At 57.8% G+C, this 22,599-nt stretch carries 20 protein-coding genes and 1 tRNA gene; 9 read left to right on the forward strand and 12 right to left on the reverse strand.

Translation table 11 applies throughout. From position 1 onward, the window contains the following. Positions 1 to 10 precede the first annotated feature (10 nt). Together AC2FJB_RS16975 and AC2FJB_RS16980 are read right to left on the reverse strand one after the other, a co-directional pair. Positions 11 to 676 (reverse strand): alpha/beta hydrolase, encoded by a 666-nt coding sequence (locus tag AC2FJB_RS16975; RefSeq protein ID WP_299893606.1) that lies wholly within the window; start codon positions 674 to 676, stop codon positions 11 to 13. Then, complete coding sequence (locus tag AC2FJB_RS16980; protein ID WP_257600791.1) at positions 673 to 1,305, reverse strand: DNA-3-methyladenine glycosylase family protein; 633 nt, start codon at positions 1,303 to 1,305, stop codon at positions 673 to 675. Before AC2FJB_RS16980 ends, AC2FJB_RS16975 begins: the two co-directional genes overlap by 4 nt. A 97-nt stretch (positions 1,306 to 1,402) precedes the next feature. On the opposite strand from AC2FJB_RS16980, the gene AC2FJB_RS16985 reads away from it, so the two are divergent. Then, positions 1,403 to 2,629, forward strand: coding sequence for an MFS transporter (locus AC2FJB_RS16985; protein WP_257600792.1), 1,227 nt, complete (start codon positions 1,403 to 1,405; stop codon positions 2,627 to 2,629). On the opposite strand, the gene AC2FJB_RS16990 is transcribed toward AC2FJB_RS16985, so the two are convergent. The 3 genes from AC2FJB_RS16990 to cysS are packed head-to-tail and all read right to left on the reverse strand — an operon-like array spanning position 2,630 to position 6,440. Further along, positions 2,630 to 3,406 (reverse strand): phytoene/squalene synthase family protein, encoded by a 777-nt coding sequence (locus tag AC2FJB_RS16990; RefSeq protein WP_170344735.1) that lies wholly within the window; start codon positions 3,404 to 3,406, stop codon positions 2,630 to 2,632. 2 nt (positions 3,407 to 3,408) lie between these two features. After that, a complete protein-coding gene (gene cimA / locus AC2FJB_RS16995; RefSeq protein WP_170344166.1) occupies positions 3,409 to 5,043 on the reverse strand; it encodes a citramalate synthase in 1,635 nt (544 codons plus the stop codon). After that, positions 5,043 to 6,440 (reverse strand): cysteine--tRNA ligase, encoded by a 1,398-nt coding sequence (gene cysS, locus AC2FJB_RS17000; RefSeq protein ID WP_496719641.1) that lies wholly within the window; start codon positions 6,438 to 6,440, stop codon positions 5,043 to 5,045. The genes cimA and cysS overlap by 1 nt, the downstream gene beginning before the upstream one ends. 66 nt (positions 6,441 to 6,506) lie before the next feature. Between cysS and AC2FJB_RS17005 the strand changes: the two genes are divergently transcribed. After that, positions 6,507 to 7,004, forward strand: coding sequence for an MmcQ/YjbR family DNA-binding protein (locus AC2FJB_RS17005; RefSeq protein ID WP_496719639.1), 498 nt, complete (start codon positions 6,507 to 6,509; stop codon positions 7,002 to 7,004). A 56-nt stretch (positions 7,005 to 7,060) separates the two neighbouring features. Next, positions 7,061 to 8,248 carry a pyridoxal phosphate-dependent aminotransferase gene (locus tag AC2FJB_RS17010; protein ID WP_496719637.1) on the forward strand — a complete coding sequence of 396 codons (1,188 nt, stop codon included), beginning with the start codon at positions 7,061 to 7,063 and terminating at the stop codon, positions 8,246 to 8,248. 8 nt (positions 8,249 to 8,256) lie between these two features. Here AC2FJB_RS17010 and AC2FJB_RS17015 read toward each other — a convergent pair whose 3' ends face one another. After that, the gene (locus AC2FJB_RS17015) at positions 8,257 to 8,787 is read right to left on the reverse strand and encodes an outer membrane protein (RefSeq protein ID WP_299893618.1); all 531 of its coding nucleotides are present in this window, start codon (positions 8,785 to 8,787) and stop codon (positions 8,257 to 8,259) included. Positions 8,788 to 9,188: 401 nt separating this feature from the next. Between AC2FJB_RS17015 and AC2FJB_RS17020 the strand changes: the two genes are divergently transcribed. Beyond that, on the forward strand, positions 9,189 to 10,733 hold the full coding sequence (locus AC2FJB_RS17020) for a trimethylamine methyltransferase family protein (RefSeq protein ID WP_496719635.1): 1,545 nt from the start codon (positions 9,189 to 9,191) through the stop codon (positions 10,731 to 10,733). Positions 10,734 to 10,778: 45 nt separating this feature from the next. On the opposite strand, the gene AC2FJB_RS17025 is transcribed toward AC2FJB_RS17020, so the two are convergent. Together AC2FJB_RS17025 and AC2FJB_RS17030 are read right to left on the reverse strand one after the other, a co-directional pair. Continuing rightward, positions 10,779 to 11,024 carry an EF-hand domain-containing protein gene (locus AC2FJB_RS17025; protein ID WP_117868858.1) on the reverse strand — a complete coding sequence of 82 codons (246 nt, stop codon included), beginning with the start codon at positions 11,022 to 11,024 and terminating at the stop codon, positions 10,779 to 10,781. Positions 11,025 to 11,565: 541 nt separating this feature from the next. Beyond that, positions 11,566 to 15,186: a vitamin B12-dependent ribonucleotide reductase gene (locus AC2FJB_RS17030; protein WP_496719632.1), complete on the reverse strand. Its 3,621-nt coding sequence runs from the start codon at positions 15,184 to 15,186 to the stop codon at positions 11,566 to 11,568. A 542-nt stretch (positions 15,187 to 15,728) separates the two neighbouring features. Between AC2FJB_RS17030 and AC2FJB_RS17035 the strand changes: the two genes are divergently transcribed. Continuing rightward, positions 15,729 to 16,163 carry a hypothetical protein gene (locus tag AC2FJB_RS17035; RefSeq protein ID WP_496719630.1) on the forward strand — a complete coding sequence of 145 codons (435 nt, stop codon included), beginning with the start codon at positions 15,729 to 15,731 and terminating at the stop codon, positions 16,161 to 16,163. A gap of 11 nt (positions 16,164 to 16,174) precedes the next feature. Here AC2FJB_RS17035 and AC2FJB_RS17040 read toward each other — a convergent pair. From AC2FJB_RS17040 to pdxH, 4 genes are all read right to left on the reverse strand, one after another. Continuing rightward, a tRNA-Pro gene (locus tag AC2FJB_RS17040) sits at positions 16,175 to 16,251 on the reverse strand. Positions 16,252 to 16,294: 43 nt separating this feature from the next. Further along, entirely contained in the window at positions 16,295 to 16,762 is a 468-nt protein-coding gene (locus tag AC2FJB_RS17045) for a DUF192 domain-containing protein (protein WP_117868855.1), read from the reverse strand. Positions 16,763 to 16,767: 5 nt separating this feature from the next. Beyond that, on the reverse strand, positions 16,768 to 17,274 hold the full coding sequence (locus tag AC2FJB_RS17050; RefSeq protein ID WP_371415306.1) for a cold-shock protein: 507 nt from the start codon (positions 17,272 to 17,274) through the stop codon (positions 16,768 to 16,770). Positions 17,275 to 17,416: 142 nt separating this feature from the next. Next, complete coding sequence (pdxH, locus tag AC2FJB_RS17055; RefSeq protein ID WP_117872743.1) at positions 17,417 to 18,022, reverse strand: pyridoxamine 5'-phosphate oxidase; 606 nt, start codon at positions 18,020 to 18,022, stop codon at positions 17,417 to 17,419. A 135-nt stretch (positions 18,023 to 18,157) separates the two neighbouring features. On the opposite strand from pdxH, the gene fabI reads away from it, so the two are divergent. From fabI to AC2FJB_RS17075, 4 genes are all read left to right on the forward strand, one after another. Next, positions 18,158 to 18,964, forward strand: a complete 807-nt coding sequence (fabI, locus tag AC2FJB_RS17060) for an enoyl-ACP reductase FabI (RefSeq protein WP_299893634.1) — start codon at positions 18,158 to 18,160, stop codon at positions 18,962 to 18,964. A 4-nt stretch (positions 18,965 to 18,968) separates the two neighbouring features. Further along, positions 18,969 to 19,478, forward strand: coding sequence for a xanthine phosphoribosyltransferase (gpt, locus tag AC2FJB_RS17065; protein ID WP_496719628.1), 510 nt, complete (start codon positions 18,969 to 18,971; stop codon positions 19,476 to 19,478). 21 nt (positions 19,479 to 19,499) lie between these two features. After that, complete coding sequence (locus AC2FJB_RS17070; protein WP_496719626.1) at positions 19,500 to 20,675, forward strand: aminotransferase; 1,176 nt, start codon at positions 19,500 to 19,502, stop codon at positions 20,673 to 20,675. Between the two features lie 80 nt (positions 20,676 to 20,755). Next, positions 20,756 to 22,597 (forward strand): peptidylprolyl isomerase, encoded by a 1,842-nt coding sequence (locus tag AC2FJB_RS17075; RefSeq protein WP_496719624.1) that lies wholly within the window; start codon positions 20,756 to 20,758, stop codon positions 22,595 to 22,597. Positions 22,598 to 22,599: the final 2 nt, after the last annotated feature.

Here is a 22,599-nt window from a genome sequence, read left to right on the forward strand (position 1 = left end):
ACGATCACTTTTACAAGCTCAGTTTGTCGCGCATGAAGGCCAGCGCCACGCTGAGCCCATCCGGCGCGATACCGTGCCCCGTGCCTTTCATGACATGGGCATAGACCTCTTTGAAACCAGCAGCTTGCAAGGCTTCGGCCGCTTCCGGCAATGATTGAGGCGGGACAACGTCATCAGCGTCGCCATGCACCAGCAAGACAGGCATCTGGCTGACGGTTTCATCCGGCAGCATATCGGGCTCCAGCAAACGGCCTGAAAAGGCTACAACCCCGGCCACGGGATCTTCCCGGCGTGGTGCGACATGCAGGCTCATCATCGTGCCCTGGCTGAAACCAAACAGAACAACCTGTTCGGGCAGCACATCTTCGTCCACCATCAGCGCGTCCAGAAAGGCGTTGAAGTCCTCGACAGCCATTTCCATACCACGGCGGGCCTCATCCTCGGAAGACCCATCGATCCAAGGGATCGGGAACCACTGATACCCATTGGGCATTCCGGGGATCTGCTCGGGCGCGTCCGGGGCCACGAACAATGTGTCAGGCAGATGCTCGCCCAGCGGATCGGCCAAACCCAGCAGATCGGCACCGTTTGCGCCATAGCCATGCACGAACACCACGACCGAGCGCGTGTCTCCCGAAACAGGCTCTTTCCGGAGCGCATTCAAAACCCGTGTCATCTGATCCCTTCTCTTTGCTTTGCAACCCGGTAATAGGCCCACAGAACCCGCGCCGCAACCGAACGCCAGGGCGACCAGGCCTCGGCCATTTTGCGCAGTTCCTTGTCTGTCGGACGTTCAGGCAGGTCATAGAGGATGCGCGCCGCCTCTTGCAGGGCCAGATCACCGGGTGCGATGACATCTGCGCGACCCAGCGAGAACATGGCATAGATTTCGGCTGTCCAGACACCGATTCCCGATACTTGCGTCAAAGTAGCGACGACATCTGCGTCAGTTGCATCGCGCAACGCCTTATAGTCGATGCGTGCCTCGGCCAGAGCCCGCGCATATCGGATCTTCTGACGGCTCAGGCCAACGGCCCGCAGATCATCATCCGTCGCCCACAGGATCTTGCGCGGGCCGGTCAGCTTGGCATCCCGAAGCCGTTTCCAGATCGCATTGGCCGAAGCCACACTCACCTGCTGGCTGACAATTGCACTCAGCAATTGCGCAAACCCGTCAGGGCGGCGGCGCAGCGGCAACGGGCCGGTCTGATCCATCGCGTAGGCCATTCGCGGACAGGATTGGGCCAGCCATTCGGCCCCTTCGGCAACACAGTCCGGTGTTTCGATGATGCGGCCTGCGGACATGCGGCCTCCCTGCTCTGCTATCTCGGGCACGTTAGGCGCATGTGACGCAGATGCAACCCGCTTGTGCCGCAAACACTTAGCCGATAACCATTCGCCCATGACCATGATTTCAACCCTTCCGGACGACCGGCAGGCCAAACGCAATGTGGCCGTGCTGGTGGCTGCCCAAGCCATACTGGGCGCGCAGATGCCCATGATGTTCATCGTTGGCGGACTTGCAGGTCAGTCGCTGGCTTCGAACCCCTGTTTGGCGACCCTGCCGATATCCCTGATCGTTCTGGGATCGATGCTGGCGGCCACGCCGATCTCGGCCATCATGCAAAAATGGGGCCGCCGCGTGGGGTTTCTTGTCGGGGCAACCGCCGGCGCTTTGGGCGGATTGATCGGAGCTTATGGCCTGTTCCTTGGTTCCTTCCCCATCTTTCTGGTCGGCAGCCTGCTGACCGGCATCTATATGAGCGCACACGGGTTCTATCGCTTTGCAGCAGCAGACACCGCTTCAGACGATTTCCGCCCCAAGGCGATTTCATATGTCATGGCGGGCGGATTGGCGGCCGCCATCATTGGGCCTCAGATCGTGAAGCTGACGTCTGAAGCTTACGTCATCCCTTTTCTGGGTACATATATGGCCGTAATCGGCATCAACGTTCTGGGTTCGGTGCTGTTCTTCTTTCTCGACATTCCGACGCCTGCGAAACCTGCGGCTGATGAACCCAAGGGGCGGTCACGGATCGAGCTGTTGAAAACGCCCCGCATTGCCGTCGCGATCATCTGTGCCATGGTGTCTTATGCGCTGATGAATCTTGTCATGACCTCGACACCGCTTGCGGTTGTCGGATGTGGGTTTTCGGCCAATGACGCGGCGGATATCGTGACAAGTCACGTGCTGGCAATGTATGTTCCCAGCTTCTTCACCGGGCACCTGATCGCCCGGTTTGGCGTTGAAAAGATCGTCGCTCTGGGCCTGGCCATACTTGCCGCATCAGGAGTGGTTGCGCTGCAAGGCGTTGAATTGGGAAACTTTTTTGTTGCCCTCGTCCTTCTGGGCATTGGTTGGAATTTCGGCTTTATCGGCGCGACCACGATGCTGGCCGCATCTCATGAACCGCAAGAGCGTGGTCGGATGCAGGGCCTCAATGACCTGCTGGTGTTTGGCGGTGTGACACTTGCATCGCTGGCCTCGGGTGGGTTGATGAACTGCTCGGGCGGATCCGCGATCGAGGGGTGGAATGCTGTTAACCTTGCCATGATCCCCTTGCTGACACTGGCAGGTGGCGCATTGCTGTGGCTGGTTCTGCGCCCGGCCGATCCCGAAAGCGTCTGATCACCAGCGCCCGCTGCCGACGGTCCACATCAGGGACAGGCGCTGACGCATTTCGCCTGGTTCAAGCGTTCCTGCCGCCACCCGCTGGGGCTGGGCGATGGCCTGCTTCAGAACCCGTTCCGCCAGCCAGCCCGCATACAGCGCGGGACGCGCCTCAGGCGCTATCTCGCCTCGGTTTGATCGTGCATTGCGCAATCGATCCAAGGCGGTTTGTGCCAATTGCTGAACGCCACCCGTCGTGCCATCAAGCAAAGGTACACGACCCCGCTTTTCCAGTTCGGGAATGGCGCGGAACCAATTTGCCACACCGACTCCGTACCCGAAGTCGCGCAGCACGCTTTCCTCCGCCGCACCCAGCGCCTGCGCTGAGGCCACGAAAAGCGACCCGGAACTGTGTTGGATATAGGCGTCAAAATGCTCCTGATCCTCAAACGGGTCCTTATATATATCCCAACGCCTTACGGCGACAAATTCATCCAGAATACCTGCCAGATGAGGCGACAGGACCCGAGACAGAGGCGTCACCACCTCATGCCGCCGCACAGGGGCGCCTTCTGCAATCTCCTGCAACGCGTCGCGCCACCATTGCAGCCGCATTTCGGCGATCATGGGCTCTTGCGTCACCCACGGAGCGCGGGCGACTTCAACATTCAGCGCATAGACCGGAAACAACACCGACCGGGCCGACACCGGAGCCGCCATCGTCGCGCGGAACCGGTCAGGATCAGCCCGCTGCACCAGCGCGGCGCAGGCTTTGACATCGTCATCAAAAACCACGCTCACTCGGCCGCTGCCTTTTGCGGATCACAATCACGGACCAGTTTCCACTGGATCGCATCCAGCAGCGCCTCAAAGGACGCATCAACTATGTTCGCGCTCACGCCAACGGTCGACCAGCGCCGCCCCTGACCGTCTTCGCTGTCGATGATGACGCGGGTCACCGCCTCGGTCCCGCCCTGGGTGATACGGACCTTGAAATCGACAAGGCGCATGTCTGACAGGACCTGCGAGTATTGACCCAGATCCTTCGCCAACGCTTTGGCCAGCGCGTTCACAGGCCCCCTGTCGTTGCCGGACTCGTCCATGGATTCGCTGACCGACAGTTTCTTTTCACCGTCCACTTTCACCACGACGACAGCCTCGGACAGGCTGACCATCTTGTTGTATTTGTTCTTCCGACGCTCAACAGTGACCTTGTAGCGCTTGACCTCGAAGAATTCTGGCAGTTGCCCCAGTTCATCCCGCGCCAACAGTTCGAAACTGGCCTGTGCGGTGTCATAGGAATACCCTTCAGCTTCACGGAGCTTGATCCGTTCAAGGATGCGGCCCAATGCGGGATCGCCGGATTCAACGCTCAGCCCTGCTTCGGTCAGACGTTTGCGCAGGTTCGACTGGCCAGCCTGGTTCGACATCGGAATGATGCGTTCATTGCCAACGCTCGCCGGGTCCACGTGTTCATAAGTCGACGGGTCCTTGAGGATCGCGCTGGCGTGCAAACCAGCCTTATGCGCGAAGGCCGATGCGCCTACATAAGCCGCCTGCTTGCTGGGCACCCGGTTCAGAACATCATCCAACATGCGGCTGGTTCGGGTCAGCCCGGCCAACGCATCAAGGCTGACGCCTGTTGCAAACTGCGAGGCGTAGGGTTCTTTCAGCAGCAATGTCGGGATCAGCGCCGTCAGGTTTGCGTTGCCACAACGTTCACCCAGACCATTCAGCGTTCCCTGAATTTGCCGCGCACCTGCTTCGACAGCCGCCAGAGAACAGGCCACTGCGTTCTCGGTGTCGTTATGGGTGTGGATACCCAACCGTTCACCCGGCAGGCCTGCCGCGATCACTTCGGACACGATCCGCCCGACCTCGGACGGCAACGCGCCACCGTTGGTATCGCATAGCACAACCCATCTCGCACCCGCCTCCAGTGCCGCACGGCAAACTTCGGTCGCGTATTCCGGGTTGTCCTTGTACCCGTCAAAGAAATGTTCCGCATCGAACAGCGCCTCGCGCCCTTGCGCAACGATATGTGCCACCGAAGCACGAACGTTTTCCGTGTTCTCTTCAAGCGAAATACCAAGCGCATCGGTCACGTGATAGTCATGAGACTTGCCAACCAGACAAACGGCCTGCGTTCCCGCATTCATCACCGCAGCCAGCACATCGTCATTCTCGGCCGAGCGCCCCGCCCGCTTGGTCATGCCAAAGGCCGTCAACCGGGCCGCGGTCTTTGGGGCGGCGTCAAAAAACGCGCTGTCGGTGGGGTTGGCACCGGGCCAACCGCCTTCGATGTAATCCACCCCCAATGCGTCCAGCGCCTGTGCGATCTGTACTTTTTCAGCGGTCGAAAACTGCACGCCCTGCGTCTGCTGCCCGTCACGCAGGGTGGTGTCATAGAGGTAGAGGCGTTCTCTGGTCATCAGACCTCCTCCAGCTTGGCGGCATCAAAGCCGGCACCCGGCACCAGTTCAACACCTTCCTTGCTCATCCGGACCTCAAGCCCCGCTGCAACATACGCTGCCTTTAGTCGATCAACTTCCGAGAAGTCTTTGTTTTGCATCGCAGAGGCGCGCGCGTTCGCCAAACGATCGGCATGGGCGGTAAGGTCAATAGACGTTGTGTCCGCCCAATCACCCATCTCGGGCAATAGCAGACCTAGCAGTTGCGCACTTGCCAGCAAACTTGCCGCGTTACCATCTGAAGCCAAACGGTAAAGCTCGGCCATGGCACCTGCTGAGTTCAGGTCGTCACTCAGCGCTGCGATCACTTCAGGTGCCGCGCTGGCGGCGGGTTCGATGCCTGATGTCAGCGCCCGCCACTTGCGCAGCGTCGCCTCTGCCTCACGGGCCTTCTTCTCGGTCCAGTCCATCGGCTTGCGATAATGCGTCTGCAGAAAAACGAACCGGATCACTTCGCCCGGAACGCCCTGCTCCAGCAGATCATGCACGGTAAAGAAATTGCCCAGAGATTTGGACATCTTCTTGCCTTCGACCTGCAACATCTCATTGTGCAGCCAGACCCGCGCGAATTCACCATGCGGATGCGCGCATTTGCTCTGCGCGATCTCGTTCTCGTGGTGCGGGAACATCAGGTCGTTTCCGCCACCGTGGATATCAAAACTCTCGCCCAACAACTCATAGCTCATGGCCGAGCATTCGATGTGCCACCCCGGACGTCCCCGCCCCCATGGGCTGTCCCAGCCCGGCAGTTCATCAGTTGACGGTTTCCACAGAACAAAATCCATCGGGTTCTTCTTGTAGGGCGCCACCTCGACCCGCGCGCCTGCGATCATGTCGTCCACCGAGCGCCCCGACAGTTTTCCGTAGCTCTCTTTCCAACTGTCGACAGCAAACAGAACATGGCCTTCGGCGGCATAGGCATGGCCCTTGGCGATCAGATCTTCGATCATTGCGATCATCTGAGCAATGTACTGGGTCGCGCGCGGCATTTCGGTTGGCTCCAACGTGCCCAAAGCACCCATATCATGCAGGTACCAGCCGATGGTTTCATCAGATCGTTCCTGCACCAACTGCTCGAGCGTTCCTTCGGCCCCGGCCTGCTTGCGCTTGAGGGCGGTCGCGTTGATTTTATCGTCCACGTCGGTGAAGTTGCGCACATAGATCACGTGTTCTGCGCCGTAGACATGGCGCAACAGACGATAAAGAACGTCGAACACCACAACCGGGCGGGCGTTGCCCAGATGCGCGCGGTCATAGACCGTCGGACCACAGACATACATCCGCACGTTTTCAGGATCGATCGGTACGAAGTCTTCTTTCGTCCGCGTCCGCGTGTTGTGCAGCTTGATCGTCGTCATCGGTCGGGCTCCTAGGAAACAGCAAAGGCTTGCGCGTTGGCGCGGGCTTAGCAACTTGTCTCAGGGATGAAAACGAAAGAAACCGGCCCGCTTGATAAATCAGCAGGTAATGCAGCAGATAATGATGCAGGTCACCGGGTTCATGTCCCATCGGTTATCATGGCGTCACCCTCAAGCCAAGCATTGAGTTTACTCGAACGCTTCGGCACAGTGCCGGTCATGGATCGAAACTACGTCAATTCCATCTGCAAAGAACTCCCCGGAGCCGAGCTGTCGGACCTGTGGGGCGGCGGGCATGACGCCTGGAAAATCGGCGGCAAGATGTTTGCCTGTATCGGAATTGCAAATGACGGCGTGTCGGTCAAAACGCCCGACGTTGAAACGGCGCAGATGGTGATCGATGCTGGTGTCGGAATGAAAGCCCCCTATTTTCACCGTAGCTGGGTCCGCCTGCCGTTTGATGCCGAAACAGACGAGCTGCGCCATCGTTTGACGGTTTCATATGACCTCGTTCGCGCGTCGTTGACTAAAAAACTTCAGGCGACCTTGCCACCGCGAAGCTGATTGACAAACCGTTTCTGCTCTGCCCCATTCAGCGCAAGGCAACCAGGGGCGATGGTATGAAATTGTCTGAACGCATCACGCAGATCACCGGCGGCGGCAGCGACGGCTGGGACGTGTTTTACCGCGCCCGCCGGATGCTGAGCGAAGGACTAGCCGTAACCGAGCTGACAATCGGTGAACATGACACCCGAACCGACCCTTCGATTCTTCAGGCGATGGAGCTCTCGGCCCGCAACGGCCATACAGGTTACGCGATGGTGCCCGGCACGGACCTGCTGCGCGACACGGTTGCCGCACGGGTTCAGACCCGCACAGGTGTTCCGACCTCGCGGAAGAACGTTCTGATCACCCCCGGCGGGCAAGCCGCCCTGTTCGCGTCACATATGGCCGTGTGCGACCCCGGTGATGTGGGCCTGTTCCTCGACCCTTACTATGCCACCTATCCCGGAACAATTCGGGGCGTTGGCGCTGTTGCCCGCGCGGTTCAAACCACCGCTGAAGACGCTTTCCAGCCCAAAGCCGAGTGGATCGACGCTGCTGCTGAAGGCGCTGTTTCGCTGTTGATCAACACGCCGAACAATCCGACCGGTGTGGTCTATTCCCGTCAATCGCTGGAGGAGGTCGCCGATGTCTGCCAGCAGCGCGATCTCTGGCTGATTTCGGATGAGGTTTACGACACGCAGGTCTGGGACGGCGAACACATTTCTCCGCGTACGCTGCCCGGCATGGCAGAACGCACACTTGTGGTTGGATCCATGTCCAAGTCCCACGCCATGACCGGGTCGCGGTGTGGATGGGTCGTCGGCCCCGAGGAGGTCATCAGCCATCTGATCAACCTGGCCACCCACACCACCTACGGCGTTCCCGGGTTCGTGCAGGATGCCTCCAGTTATGCGCTGACCGCAGGTGTTGAACTGGAAGAAAAGATCGCCGCCCCGTTCCGCCGTCGACGTGCCCTGGCAATGGATATACTGGCCTCGCAAAACACCGTAGGCCTCGTACCTACGCAGGGTGCCATGTATCTGATGCTGGATATCCGCGCGACCGGGTTGTCGGGGGACGCGTTTGCCAACGCGCTGCTGAACGCACACAGAATTGCCGTCATGCCCGGCGAAAGCTTCGGCAAGGCTGCTACCGGGCACATACGGGTTGCCATGACCGTGGAGGATGAACGCTTTGCAGTGGCACTGAAAACGCTTTGTACTTTCGCGTCACAACTTGCGAGGAAGCACGCAGCAGAATAGACCGTTTGTCAGAAACGGAATGTTGTACGCAGATTGAAGACGTTGGAATCCAAGCCACCGGTGGATCGGGTAACATCATCGAAGTCTTGCCGCAGCGCTTCACCGCTGATGACAAAATTCTCACCAATCGGATAAGCAATGCCGATTCCGTAAACGGCGGCGGTATCGCTATCGACGGATGTTTCGGCCCGTGCCGCGCCAACGACCACATACCCCAGCGCACTGCCGAAATCGTACCCGCCACGCAGTTTCAAACGGGTCATGCTGTCCAGGCTTCCCTGAGACTGGTTTAGGTTCAGGGACAGGCGGTTGTATTCAAGTTCACCGCCAAGAACGAAATTCCCGAAGTCCTGATCATAGCCTACATGCGCCCCAAAAGAAGTGTCATCTCCGCTTGATCCCCCCGGTCCATCCGCATCCGCGTATCCAAAGCTGAGCCCTACGTAGCCACCCGTCCAATCCTCTGCCAAACCAGAGCTGGCGCTGACGATCAGAGCCGCAGCAATCAGGGCAGGAAGAGGTTTAAAAGTCTGGTTCAACGCAACTTCGCTCGGGCTTCAGATCATGTGTTAGGTTCAAAATTAACTGGGATCGCTTTGGTCGGAATTCAATTCCCTGCACGTAAAGCTCAAGGGTAAGTGAATGCAGTATAACAGATTTCAGTCATCGCGGGAGAAAATCTGTCTCAGAAATCCGTCAGAGTTTTGTTGGGCAGATATTTGCTGAAGTAAATTCCGTCGAGGTCGCAAACAGAACAGAATGCGTCGCCGTGTTTTGGAATTCTTGCGCCAAACGTTGAGAGGCGGAATGACGGACCACGACTGGAAAATCAGCCTGATCAGCCGCACCATTGGTGCGGACAGGGGGCGTGCAGCGAGAGGGCGGCCGTAAGCGGCCATTAGCCAGTTCCCCAAACATCTCTCAACGATCGGAAAAAGAAATGAACGACCAATCCCGCAACACCTCGCGCAGCGGCGGACGCGCAGCGCGTCGCGCGGCCCGTGCCACTGCATTGCCTGATCATCTGCGCCCCGTGCGCCCCGGTATGGAAGGCGGCGTTCTGAATGTCCTGACACAGGCCCAGATAGAACGTATCCACGAGGCCGCCCTGACAGCACTTGAGACTATTGGTCTTGCCGACGCTCCGCAAAGCGGAATCGACTATTTGGTCGGTGCAGGCTGTATTTTGGGTGATGATGGCCGCATCCGCTTTCCCCGTGCCCTTGTCGAAGACACGATCGCAAAAGCGAACCGCAAGGTTACGTTGTACAGCCGCGATGGAAAGACCGATCTGGAACTGGCAGGTACCAAAGTACATTACGGCACGGCTGGCGCCGCCGTTTCCATGGTCGACGTTCATGGTCGTGAATATCGCGATTCAACCGTGCAGGACCTGCATGATGCCGCACGCATCTGCCAGCAGCTTGACAATATTCACTTTGTTCAACGCCCCATGGTCTGTCGCGATATCGCCGACAACCTGGAAATGGACCTGAACACGATCTACGCAAGTTGCTCGGGAACGTTCAAACATATCGGCACGTCCTTCACGGAACCAAGCCACGTCGCCCCCGCGATGGAGATGATCTACATGATCGCGGGCGGCGAAGACAAATATCGCGAGCGCCCTTTTGTCTCGAACTCGAACTGCTTCGTCGTCCCGCCGATGAAATTCGCCACAGAAAGCTGTGAAGTGATGGAGGAGTGCATTAAGGCCGGTATGCCGGTGCTGTTGCTGTCAGCCGGGATGGCTGGTGCCACCGCGCCATCGACAATCGCCGGTGCAATCGCCCAGGCGACAGCGGAATGCCTTGCTGGTCTGGTTTATGTAAATGCCGTAAGCCCCGGTGCCCCCGCAATTTTTGGCACCTGGCCTTTTGGCCTTGATCTGCGAACTGGCGCAATGTCCATCGGTTCGGGTGAACAAGCCCTGTTGACGGCAGGTTGTGCCCAGATGCACCGTTTCTACGATTTGCCAGGAGGCGCAGCAGCCGGTGCATCAGATTCGAAGCTGCCTGACATGCAAGCCGGATGGGAACAGATGTGCTCGAACGTGATGGCGGGGTTGTCCGGGTTGAACATGGTTTATGAGGCCGCTGGTATGCACGCTTCTCTGCTGGGTTTCTGCTTTGAAAGCCTCATTCTCAGCGACGACCTGATCGGTCAGGCACAGCGCTGTGTGCGCGGGATCGAAGTGACGGATGAAACCTTGGCACTGGATCAGATTGCGTCCGTATGCATGGGGGGGCCTGGTCATTATCTGGGAACGGATGCAACCCTCAGCCGGATGCAGGCTGACTATGTCTATCCGACGTTTGGCGACCGCTCTTCCCCCAAGGAGTGGGTGGAGCTCGGCAAGCCGGATCTGGTTGAAAAGGCAACTGCCCGCAAGGAAGAGATACTGTCCACCCCGTCAGCGGCCCGGTTCGACCCGCTGCTTGACGCGGAGCTTCGGGAAAAGTTCGACATTCACTTGCCGATATAGCATCTGAAAAAGCGGCCCGATGAGTGTCGGGCCGCCCTTTCTTGTTTACCCGTTGCTGGGCGGCAGCAATCCTGCCTCTTGCGCAACGGCCACCTCATCAGCGTCCAGCGCCCCGTCGCCGTTTGCGTCCATCGCCGAGAACGTGTCGGCGTCAACGTCGGGCAACACGGCCTGGATTTCCTCGATGGTCAGAACGCCATCGCCATTGGCATCGGTTGAGGACTGCGCCGAGAGCACTCCCGGTAGGGTCAGAGCAGCGATGGAAATCCCAATCAAATACTGCGGTTTCATTTTGGTGCCTCCTGGATAGGTTGATTATGTCTTCGTCCGGACAGGACCCAGAAACACCGCAACAGCCACGCGCGTCACCCGTTTTGCGCGATCGGGAGGAAATCGCGCCAATCCTTGCGTGTTTGACCGAGTCGGAGTCGCGAAGCGCCGCCGGGCAAAACTCCGCCAGACCCATTTCGGCGGGACATGCCCGAAAGGCATTGCCTGATCCGGCAAGACTGCGCTTATCCGAGCAGCTCGGCGCAAAAAAAGAAAGGGGGCCGAAGCCCCCTGTCAGTTTCGCCATCCAGGCTCATTTCGTTGACCGCCCGGTATTTTTTTGCCTGCGGCCTGGACGTCGCATGGAACGAGCGCACCCGTTCCGTGAAAGAGTGGGAGGGAGCAAGTATTCCGCCCCACCCTGTTCCCGGCCAACACTGGCATGTCGGCCGAGTGGAGAAAGGTCAATTGGTAAGTTATGTGTCCTTTCTCCGTGTTCGTCGGGGTCGGTTACCTAGGACAGCGTCCGACCCCTACGCCCCGGGGTGCCGGGGCGTTGTTCTCAGCTACACCCGCTTGTCGCGCCGCAGGTGTTGCACTTCATGCAGGTGCCGTTGCGCACCAGCGTGTAGTTTCCGCATTCACCACAAGGGTCACCTTCATAACCCTGCATCTTGGCCTTTGTGCGGGCGTCCATGCTGGTGGCCACCGCCGTTTCGGCTGGCGGTTCTTCGAAACCAGCTGCGGGTTCGGCCATGCCATTCAATTCAGCCTGGCCAGCATTGAACACAGCCAGATCCTGTGGCAAGCGCTTGCGCAGATACCCAGTCGAGCTGATTTGCTTCAGCACTTCCAATGACTTGGACGCGGCACTTTCGCTGATTTCAGAGACGTTCGAGACACCCTCGTCTTCACCGCGACCCAGATCGTCAAAGGTAGCGCCCTCGGGTTTCACATGGGCCAGATCGGTGCGATCCAGGTAGGACACGGCCAGTTCGCGGAAGATGTAATCCAGGATCGACGTCGCATTCTTGATCGAATCGTTACCCTGCACCATCCCCGCCGGTTCGAACTTGGTGAATGTGAACGCATCCACGAACTCTTCCAGCGGCACGCCATATTGCAGGCCAACCGACACGGCGATGGCGAAGTTGTTCATCATCGCCCGGAAGCCAGCGCCTTCCTTGTGCATGTCGATGAAAATCTCGCCCAACTGACCGTCTTCGAACTCACCTGTGCGCAGGTACACCTTGTGGCCACCGACGATTGCCTTCTGGGTATAGCCCTTGCGGCGATGCGGCAGTTTCTCGCGATGGCTGCGGATGATCTCTTTGACCACAACCTTCTCGATCACCTTTTCTGCCAGGACGACGGCCTTTTCCTGCATCGAACCGCTTTCCAGCACTTCTGCCGCCTCGTCGTCATCCTCGACCAGTGCAGCCGCCAGCGGCTGCGACAGTTTCGAGCCGTCACGATAAAGCGCGTTGGCCTTCACACCCAACGACCAGCTGAGTTCATAGGCTTTCTGGCAATCCTCGATGGTTGCGTCATTCGGCATGTTGATCGTTTTCGAGATCGCACCCGAGATGAAGCTCTGTGCCGCCGCCATCATGGTGATATGACTGTCAACTCCAAGGAAACGCTTGCCTTTCTTGCCACACGGATTGGCGCAATCGAAGATCGAGTAGTGCTGTTCCTTCAGATGCGGCGCACCTTCCAGTGTCATGGTTCCGCAAACGTGGTCATTGGCTGCCTCGATATCCGCACGGGTAAAGCCCAGATGCCGCAGCAGATCGAAGGTCGGATCGTTCAGTTTGGTCGCCGGGATGCCAAGAACGCCCGTGCAGAAATCTTCACCCAGTGTCCATTGGTTGAAGACGAACCGGATGTCGAAGGCGCTTTCCAGCGCGGCGTCCACCTTTGCCAGTTCATTCGGGCCAAAGCCGTGACCGGTCAGCGAGGTATGGTTGATCCCCGGCGCGTTGCCGATGGTGCCGTGACCTACGGCATAGGATACGATCTCTTCGATCTGCGACGAGGAATAGCCCAGCTTTTCCAGCGCCGAAGGCACCGAGCGGTTGATGATCTTGAAGTAGCCGCCACCGGCCAGCTTCTTGAACTTCACCAGTGCAAAGTCAGGCTCAATCCCGGTGGTGTCGCAATCCATCACCAGACCAATGGTGCCGGTTGGAGCAATCACGGTGGCCTGCGCGTTGCGATAGCCGTTCTTCTCACCAAGGCTCAGCGCCTCATCCCAGGCTGACATGGCCAAATCGACCAGACGTTTGTCGGGGCAGTTGCCATGATCCAGCGGCACTGGCTTGACCGCCAGTTTCTCGTATCCGTCTGTCACGCCTTGCGCCGCACGGCGATGGTTGCGGATGACGCGCAGCATATGGTCCGCGTTGCGCTCATAGCCTGTGAACGGGCCAAGCTCACCGGCAATCTCGGCCGAGGTCGCATAGGCCACGCCGGTCATGATCGCAGTCAGCGCGCCACAGATCGCCCGACCCTCGTCCGAGTCGTAGCTGTAGCCCATGTTCATCAGCAATCCGCCGATATTGGCATAGCCCAGACCCAAGGTGCGGAAGTCATAGGACAGTTGCGCAATTTCTTTCGACGGGAACTGCGCCATCGTCACCGAGATTTCCAGCGTCAGGGTCCACAGGCGTGAGGCATGCATATAATCCGCTGCCTGGAACTCTCCATCCTTGAGGAAGGTCAGCAGGTTCATCGACGCCAGATTACAGGCCGTGTCGTCAAGGAACATGTATTCCGAGCACGGGTTCGAGCCGCGGATCTCACCATCTTCGGGGCATGTGTGCCATTCGTTAACGGTGTCATGAAACTGGATACCCGGATCAGCACAAGCCCATGCCGCATGGCCGACTTTCTCCCACAGATCGCGCGCCTTGACGGTCTTTGCGACTTTGCCATCGGTGCGGTTGATCAGCTGCCAGTCCGCGTCTTTCTCGACAGCAGTCAGGAACGCGTTGGTCACGCGGATCGAGTTGTTCGAGTTCTGGCCCGAGACCGAGCTATAAGCGTCCGAATCCCAGTCTGTATCATAAGTCGGGAACTCGATGCTGTCGTGGCCCTGCTTGGCGTAATCCAGAACGCGTTTGATATAAGTTTCCGGGATCGCGACCTTTTTTGCCTCTCGAACGGCCGTTTTCAACGCGTCGTTCTTTTTCGGATCGTAGGCATCTTCCTGCGCACCGTCCCACGTGCGGATAGCCTCGAAAAGGCCGTTCAGCATCTTCTCGTGCATCTTCGATCCGGCAACGATCGAGGCCACCTTCTGCTCTTCAATCACCTTCCATTCGATGAATTTCTCGATGTCAGGGTGATCTGCATCGACGATCACCATCTTTGCTGCCCGACGGGTTGTCCCGCCTGATTTGATCGCGCCAGCGGCGCGGTCGCCGATCTTGAGAAAGCCCATCAGCCCCGAAGACTTACCGCCACCCGACAGCGCCTCGCCTTCTGCACGCAGATGGCTGAAGTTGGTCCCGGTGCCCGAGCCGTATTTGAACAGGCGCGCCTCGCGCACCCACAGGTCCATGATGCCGCCTTCGTTCACCAGGTCGTCATCAACCGACTGGATGAAGCAGGCATGCGGCTGCGGATGTTCATAGGCCGATTTCGACTTGGTCAGCTTGCCGGTCTTGTAGTCGACATAGTGGTGCCCCTGCGCCGGTCCGTCGATGCCATAGGCCCAGTGCAGGCCAGTGTTGAACCATTGCGGAGAGTTCGGTGCCGCGCGCTGGGTCGCCAGCATATAGCGCATCTCGTCAAAATAGGCGCGCGCGTCTTCTTCGGTCGAGAAATAGCCGCCCTTCCAGCCCCAATAGGCCCAGGCACCGGCCAGACGGTCGAACACTTGCTTCGACGATGTTTCTCCTTCGAACTCTGCGCCCTCAGCCGGAACCGAGCGCCACAGAAATTCGGGAACATCTTTTTCTTTCACTTTCTTGAGCTTGGTGGGCACCCCCGCCTTGCGGAAGTATTTCTGCGCAATTACATCGCTTGCGACCTGCGACCAGCTGGAAGGGACTTCGACGTCATCCAGCCGAAAAACAATTGTACCGTCCGGATTTCGGATTTCAGACGTTGCGGACACAAAATTCAGTTCCGCATAGGCGTCCTGATCCGATTTGGTGAATTTTCTTTCAATCTTCATGTCCGCAGCCCTGGTTAATACAGCTCAATTTTCGATTCCCGACACCAAATCTTGTGTTGCAGGGTGTCGCCCACAACGCCCTGAGAAGCGTGCAAAAAGGTACTGTTCGCTGCCTGAGACAGCGTAAAGCCGCTAGTGCGACCGCACGTTAATCGCTTGTGCTTATCCGACCCTCGCCCGCTGCCTTTTCCGGTTTAAACACCAGATATTGTGGCACTCTCGTTGGCTCATACAATTTGACGTATGTTCCCATAGTAGGTCAACGCCCTTTTTCGGTCATTTTTGAAATCTTTTATATTGACCTGACAGTTGTGTAAGCCCGTCTGCGAGCGGGCTGCGATTCCTCCACAGCTTCATCCACGGCAAATTTCCGCCGACGCTTGGAAGTCTCATAACGAATTCCCGTTTTTACCAGCATAGTTATCAGCATTTGATCAACTAATGGCATGCTGGTTACGCTGAACGAGAATCAACACCGTTCGGGCAGACGGACCCGCGCCCTGCACAAAACGGTGCCCCCAAGAGGGAGGAGACTCAAACGAATGAAGTTGTTTCATTCTATCCCGGCGGTAGCCTGCATCGTGGCGTGCGCACCACAAGATGTGCCCATCGCGTCACGCAGCGCACAGTTTGAAACCTTCCCTCAGCGCCTGTTCGACACGTTTGAAACCAGTTGTTCGGGCCCCGGCGAGTCTTTCAAGAAAACCAGGAATCAAGTTTTTGAATGCAGTGAATTCCTGCCTCCCAAGGCGACGGCTTATCTGATTCTGAACTATGACGGCCATCCGCAGGATCTTCCTCAAAGTGTCATGCGCCTTACATCAACGAAAACAAACGCCGGATATCGAGTAGACGCACGCGTTTTCTTCCACGTGCCGCAAAAATCCGGCACCGCAGTTGAAGTTCCAGTTGAAAGCAAGGTTATGGACCAAGCCATCAGCGAGCTCTACCAGTCAATGGGAGGCTCGCCGAATTAGCTTGATGGAAATGGTCGGGGCGGCAGGATTCGAACCTACGACCCCCTGTACCCAAAACAGGTGCGCTACCAGACTGCGCCACGCCCCGGACCGTGCGCCTTCCTAACGATGCCGATCTGATTTGAAAAGCCCTAACAGGGCCAAATTGCGGGTCCTTGCGAAAAAATTTCGTGCTTCATCTCTGTCCCGGGCGCGATGGAGTAGCGCGCAGACAATCCGCCATTAATTTCCAACACCGCAAAAACGGAATCGCCCCCTTCAATCGGCGTAAGATCACCCGGAATCGCCCCTTCATGCACACGCGTCACCAAACCGGTGCGATCCACAAAAATCATATCAAGCGGGATCAGGGTGTTCTTCATCCAGAAGGCAACAGGCTGCGGCGGATCAAACACGAACAACATGCCGGATCGAGTCGGCAACGATTCGCGAAACATCAATCCGCGGGCTCTCTCCTGCGGCGTGACAGCGACTTCGACGTTAAACTGCACCGTCGCACTGTCATTTCTGAGCGCCACCCGGTCCGACCTGCATGCAGCAACAGCACTTCCTGCCCACAACGTTAAGAATATGGTCAAGACTGCCAGAATCCGTTTCATGCGGTTCAGCTATCCAATGCTGCTTCCCAGGCCAGAACCTGCGCGGCCATCCGGCCACGCTTGCCGTCGATCACTCTCATGGCCAGCGCTTCGCCGGGCTGAAGATCAGCGAGCCCCGAGCGGCGCAACACCTCAATGTGAAGGAATACGTCTTCGTTACGCCCAAAGACATTCGCAAATCCGAAACCTTTGCCTTTGTCGAACCACTTTACCCGCGCGGCTTCCAGGGGCGCTTCTGCAATAACCTCCGGATCCAGCTCGGCGAAGTCGGCAAGCATCATCGAGTCGGTCCGCGCCGGCGGATCAATGGCGACAACCTCTACCGCCTGAACCCCCCGGTCCGTGCGGTGAGTCATGATTTCAATGCTGGCACCGTCCGCAACCGAGCTCTGGCCGAAATTGCGCAGAACATTCACGTGCAACAGGATATCAGGGCCGCCCTCTTCGGACACAACAAAGCCATACCCCTTGGCAGGGTCGAACCATTTTACGTGTCCACGGACGCGGTACATGTTGTTCAGGTCTTCTGGCACGGTTTTCCCATCGCGAATATCAACAGTTCGTTAAGGGTTTGTTGTTTATGGGAATGGCAGGCAAATTCAAGCTGAAAAAATCCTTTATTTTCTGCTTGTTGCATTTCACGACACGTGAACGTCATGGATTCAACCTTTCAACATGCCACGCCGATCCCGGCTCAATTCGTTGCCATCTGAACCGATCATGCAAGCGGAATGCTCCATCGGCCCAGAACTCAATCTCTGTAGGCGTCAATCTGTACCCGCCCCAAAATGGCGGACGCGGTGGATTCGGCCCAAGTTTCGCGGTCACTTTTGCGACCTCTGCCATCAAAGCTGTCCGGCTCGAAAGCGGTTGCGACTGCTTTGAAGCCCACGCGCCCAGCCGGCTTTTCAATGACCTTGATGCATAATACTCATCTGCCTGGGGCCCGTTTTCACGACTTATTGTACCACGAACACGAAGTTGACGCCGCAAAGATTTCCAATGCATCACAAACGCAGCTTTTCCGGCGGTGTCCAGTTCTCTGGCTTTGGCACTTTCGTAGTTGGTAAAGAAAACAAACGAATCCGCTTCGATTTCCTTCAACAACACCATGCGTGCATTGGGCAAGCCATCCGGGTCAACGGTTGCAAGCGCAATCGCATTCGGATCGTTCAGTTCGGTTTCTTCAGCCTCAGCCAACCACCGGGCCGCTATTTCAAACGGATCGGAGCCAGCAAAGATGCCATCACGCTCGGTCATTTCCATCCCCTGGAAAGTATTAACGACGAACCTAAGGCGAGAACCCGCTGCGGGCAAGAGCGCACGGCCTTGATGCAACGCAACCAATGGCATAAACCAACTCAACATAACGCGAAGACAGGCGGAGAACCGAACATGTCAAATCAGTTGATGGCCGGCAAGCGCGGCCTCATCATGGGACTGGCCAATGACAAATCAATAGCATGGGGAATCGCCCGCGCCTTGTCGAATGCCGGGGCCGAGCTGGCCTTTTCCTATCAAGGCGACGCTTTGAAAAAGCGCGTCGACCCACTGGCGGCGCAATTGGCGAGCGAAATCGTTCTGCCCTGCGACGTCAGTGACGAGGCATCTATCGATGCGCTTTTTACGGCACTGGAAGAGAAATGGGGCAAACTGGACTTCGTCGTTCACGCCATCGGCTTTTCTGACAAGAACGAACTGCGCGGCCGGTATGTCGACACCAGCCGCGCCAATTTCAAACTGACGATGGATGTGTCGGTCTATTCTTTCACAGCAGTGATGCAGCGCGCAGAAAAGATGATGTCCGAAGGCGGTAGTGCCTTGACGCTTACGTACTACGGGGCCGAACAGGTCATGCCGCATTACAATGTGATGGGGGTTGCCAAGGCCGCGCTTGAGGCGTCGGTCAAATACCTGGCTGAAGATCTGGGCAAGGATGGCATCCGGGTGAACTCTATTTCAGCCGGCCCGATCAAAACCCTGGCCGCCAGTGGTATCGGTGACTTCCGCTATATCATGAAGTGGAATGAATATAACTCTCCCCTACGCCGGAACGTGACCATTGACGATGTCGGAAACTCGGCCCTGTATCTGTTGTCGGATCTGTCCAGCGGCGTAACCGGTGAAAACCTGCACGTGGATTCCGGGTATCATATTGTCGGCATGAAGGCCGTTGACGCACCGGACGTTGAAAAAGGTTAAAAACATGAGCGCCAAAGACCGCCTGCCCCACGAAAAAGGCTTTCACATCAGCTGGGACCAAATTCATCGCGATTCGCGTGCACTGGCTTGGCGTCTTGACGGGCAAGGGCCCGATGATGGCAACTGGCGGGGTGTTGTCGCGATCACGCGCGGGGGCATGGCGCCTGCAATGATCGTCAGCCGCGAACTGGACATCCGCACAGTCGATACGATCAGCGTACGTTCATACCACCATCAGGAACAGGGTGAGGCAGAGGTGTTGAAAGCTCCGGACGTCGAACTGATGGGCGACGGGACCGGTATTCTGATCATCGACGACCTTGTAGACAGTGGAAAGACGCTGGAACTGGTGCGGGATATGTATCCGAAGGCACATTTCGCAACGGTTTACGCCAAACCCAAGGGCCGCCCGATGGTGGATACCTTCATCACCGAGGTCAGCCAGGACACATGGATCTTTTTCCCATGGGATATGGCCCTTCAATATGTCGAGCCGTATCGCGGCACCGATTGATTCCAGAACAGTAGACCGCACATGACGCTCAGCCGTACCGCCGCAACATTCGCACCTCCGGTGATGGAGGCACGCCGATGGGTCGAGGGCGTTGCGTTCTCATCCGACCGCCCGTTGATCAACGTAAGCCAGGCGGCCCCGATCGATCCGCCGCCGCTGGCCTTGCGGCAGGCCATGGCCGAGTTTGCCGTTCGCGTAGACAGCGCACATCTTTATGGCCCGGTTTTGGGCAATGACGATCTGCGCGCTGAACTGGCGGCGCAGATCAGTTCTCACTATGCCGCACAGGTAGATGCACCTCGGATCGCCATCACATCAGGCTGCAATCAGGCGTTTTCGGCCGTGATATCGGCGATCACCGGCGAAGCGGATGAGGTCATTCTGCCAACCCCATGGTATTTCAACCATAAAATGTGGTTGGACATGGCCGGAGTACAGGCCGTGGACCTGCCGACCGGCGATGACCTTCTACCCGATCCAGAGCGTGCGCGCGATTTGATTACGGACAAGACCCGCGCCATTGCACTGGTCACGCCCAACAATCCGGGCGGTGTCGAATACCCTGCCGAACTTGTCAGGGCCTTCTATAAGCTGGCCCGTGAAACCGGGATTCGCCTGATCGTCGATGAAACCTATCGCGATTTTGACAGTCGCAGTGGCCCCCCTCATGATCTGTTTCAGCAACCAGACTGGGACGAAACCCTTGTCCACCTGTACTCTTTTTCCAAGGCTTATCGTCTGACGGGCCACAGGGTTGGCGCCATCGCGACAAGCCCGGCGCTGTTGGCCGAGGTGGAGAAATTTCTGGACACGGTCGCCATTTGCCCGGGCCAGATCGGCCAGTTCGCAGCGTTATGGGGGATGCAAAACCTGTCGCAATGGCTGGCCGGCGAGCGCGATGAAATTCTGGACCGCCGCGCAGCCATTGCAGAAGGGATTCCGGCGCTTGAAGTCCGGGGGTGGCGACTTTTGGGACTTGGAGCCTATTTCGCCTATCTCGAACATCCGTTTGACATGCCGTCGGATGAGTTTGCCCGTCGTCTGGTCAGCGAAGCAGGTGTGCTGCTGTTACCCGGCACCATGTTCATGCCGGATCATGACCCGGCCGGAAAACGACAGGTTCGCATTGCTTTTGCCAATCTGGATCGGGCCGGGCTGGGTCAATTGTTCGACCGGTTGCAGGACCTGTCCTTCTAAGCTTGCCCCTCGGCGGTGTGCGTCGTATTCAGGGCCGCAACCGACAGGGCAGAACTCTGCCGAAAAAACAAGAGGGCATCATGGCCGCAGGCGCTAAAAGTCTTTCGAAAACCTTTGTCTGGATTCTGATGGGCCTGCTGATGCTGGGCCTTGCGGGATTCGGCGCGGTCAACCTCAGCGGGACGATCCGCACAGTTGCGCAAGTCGGCGACGAAAGCATCTCGGTAGAAGATTATGTGCGCGAATTGCAGCGCGAGATCCGAGCGGTCGAAGCACAATCCGGGCAACCTTTGCAGATGTCGCAAGCGCGCGAGCTGGGTCTGGACCGAAACGCCCTTGCCCGCCTGACCGCTTTGGCAGCGCTGGATAACGAGGTCGGTCAGCTTGGGATTTCCATCGGCGATGAGAACCTTCAGCAAGAGATCATCTCGATTCCGGCGTTTCAGGGTGTCAACGGAACTTTTGACCGTGAATCCTATCGCTTTCAGCTGGAACAGGTCGGCATGACCGATTCCGAATTCGAATCCGATCTGCGCAAGGAATCCGCCCGAACGATCGTACAGGGCGCAATCATGGGCGGCGTGAAAATGCCGGCAACGCTGACGGACACGATGGTCGACTACATCGGTGCGCGGCGCAGCTTTACGGTCGCAACCGTTGGAACCGAAGCGCTGGATACACCCGTGACCGACCCAACGGATGCGCAGATCCAGACATTCTATGATGACAACGGTGACCAGTTTACGCTGCCCCGCACCAAGAAACTTAGCTATACGATTCTGTCGCCTGCAATGTTGGTTGACACGGTGGAAATCGACGAAGACGCGCTGCGGAAACTTTATGAAGAACGGTCCGACGAATACAACCAGCCCGAACGCCGCCTTGTTGAACGCCTGAACTTCTCGAACGAACAGGCCGCCAATGACGCTTTGGCGCAGCTTGAAGTTGGTGGCACGACCTTTGAACAGTTGGTTCGGGATCGCGATCTTGAACTCAACGACATCGATCTGGGCGACGTGACACGTGAGGATCTGGGCGATGCTGCGGACGCCGTATTTGCGGCCGAGCTTGACACAGTCGTAGGCCCGTTGCCTTCGGTGTTTGGTCCGGCCCTGTTCCGTGTCAACGGATCACTGGCCGCGAACAATGTTCCATTTGAAGAGGCCGAGCCGGCACTTCGGGAAGAGTTGGCGACGGAACGCGCCCGCCGTCTTATCGAGGCGCAATCCGAAGATATCAACGACATGCTGGCCGGCGGTGCCACTCTGGAAGAACTGGCTGAAGAAACCGAAATGGAACTGGGTCAGATCGACTGGACCCGCGACAGCGCTGAAGGCGTTGCGGCATATGACGGGTTCCGAGCGGCCGCGGAAGCTGTGCAGGAAGGGGATTTCCCAGAAATCGCATTCCTCGAAGACGGGTCAGTTTTTGCCCTGCGCCTGGACGAGGTTCTGCCGCGCCGCCCAGAACCACTGGAGAGCGCACGCGACCGTGTCACTGCGGCCTGGCAACAGACCGAGGCCAACAAAGCCCTGCGGGAAAAGGCGGATGCCATTCTGAACCAACTGGCCACTGACGGTGATTTTGCCACGACCGGTCTGCCCTTCCGCGTCGAAAACGCCCTGACCCGTACCGCGTTTCTGGATGACGTTCCTGCCGATTTCATGAACGAAGTATTCGCCATGGAACCCGGCGAGTTGCGCGTTATTGGCGGCAACGGAGCGGCCTGGATTGTACGTCTGGATGAAATCCTGCCTCCGGAAGATACGGATGAACTGCGCCAGTTGCATGATGCCTTGAGCACACAGATGGATCAGGCTCTGGCACAGAATATTTTCAACGCCTACGTGCGTGATGCCCAGACCCGGGCGCGCCCCGTCGTGGATCAGCAGGCTCTGAACGCCGTGCAGGCGAGCTTTTAAAC

The organism is Ruegeria sp. CDSC085 (assembly GCF_059610465.1).

Bases quoted from the DNA above. Each gene is read 5' to 3' on its own strand.
- fabI (WP_299893634.1), top strand. From the start codon at position 18,158: ATGTCAAATCAGTTGATGGCCGGCAAGCGCGGCCTCATCATGGGACTG.
- AC2FJB_RS17050 (WP_371415306.1), bottom strand. From the start codon at position 17,274: ATGTACCGCGTCCGTGGACACGTAAAATGGTTCGACCCTGCCAAGGGG.
- gpt (WP_496719628.1), top strand. From the start codon at position 18,969: ATGAGCGCCAAAGACCGCCTGCCCCACGAAAAAGGCTTTCACATCAGC.
- pdxH (WP_117872743.1), bottom strand. From the start codon at position 18,022: ATGACCGAGCGTGATGGCATCTTTGCTGGCTCCGATCCGTTTGAAATA.
- AC2FJB_RS17005 (WP_496719639.1), top strand. From the start codon at position 6,507: ATGAAAACGAAAGAAACCGGCCCGCTTGATAAATCAGCAGGTAATGCA.
- AC2FJB_RS17030 (WP_496719632.1), bottom strand. From the start codon at position 15,186: ATGAAGATTGAAAGAAAATTCACCAAATCGGATCAGGACGCCTATGCG.
- AC2FJB_RS17075 (WP_496719624.1), top strand. From the start codon at position 20,756: ATGGCCGCAGGCGCTAAAAGTCTTTCGAAAACCTTTGTCTGGATTCTG.
- cysS (WP_496719641.1), bottom strand. From the start codon at position 6,440: ATGACGACGATCAAGCTGCACAACACGCGGACGCGGACGAAAGAAGAC.
- AC2FJB_RS17035 (WP_496719630.1), top strand. From the start codon at position 15,729: ATGAAGTTGTTTCATTCTATCCCGGCGGTAGCCTGCATCGTGGCGTGC.
- AC2FJB_RS17010 (WP_496719637.1), top strand. From the start codon at position 7,061: ATGAAATTGTCTGAACGCATCACGCAGATCACCGGCGGCGGCAGCGAC.
- AC2FJB_RS17025 (WP_117868858.1), bottom strand. From the start codon at position 11,024: ATGAAACCGCAGTATTTGATTGGGATTTCCATCGCTGCTCTGACCCTA.
- AC2FJB_RS16975 (WP_299893606.1), bottom strand. From the start codon at position 676: ATGACACGGGTTTTGAATGCGCTCCGGAAAGAGCCTGTTTCGGGAGAC.
- AC2FJB_RS16985 (WP_257600792.1), top strand. From the start codon at position 1,403: ATGACCATGATTTCAACCCTTCCGGACGACCGGCAGGCCAAACGCAAT.
- AC2FJB_RS16980 (WP_257600791.1), bottom strand. From the start codon at position 1,305: ATGTCCGCAGGCCGCATCATCGAAACACCGGACTGTGTTGCCGAAGGG.
- AC2FJB_RS17045 (WP_117868855.1), bottom strand. From the start codon at position 16,762: ATGAAACGGATTCTGGCAGTCTTGACCATATTCTTAACGTTGTGGGCA.
- AC2FJB_RS17020 (WP_496719635.1), top strand. From the start codon at position 9,189: ATGAACGACCAATCCCGCAACACCTCGCGCAGCGGCGGACGCGCAGCG.
- cimA (WP_170344166.1), bottom strand. From the start codon at position 5,043: ATGACCAGAGAACGCCTCTACCTCTATGACACCACCCTGCGTGACGGG.
- AC2FJB_RS17070 (WP_496719626.1), top strand. From the start codon at position 19,500: ATGACGCTCAGCCGTACCGCCGCAACATTCGCACCTCCGGTGATGGAG.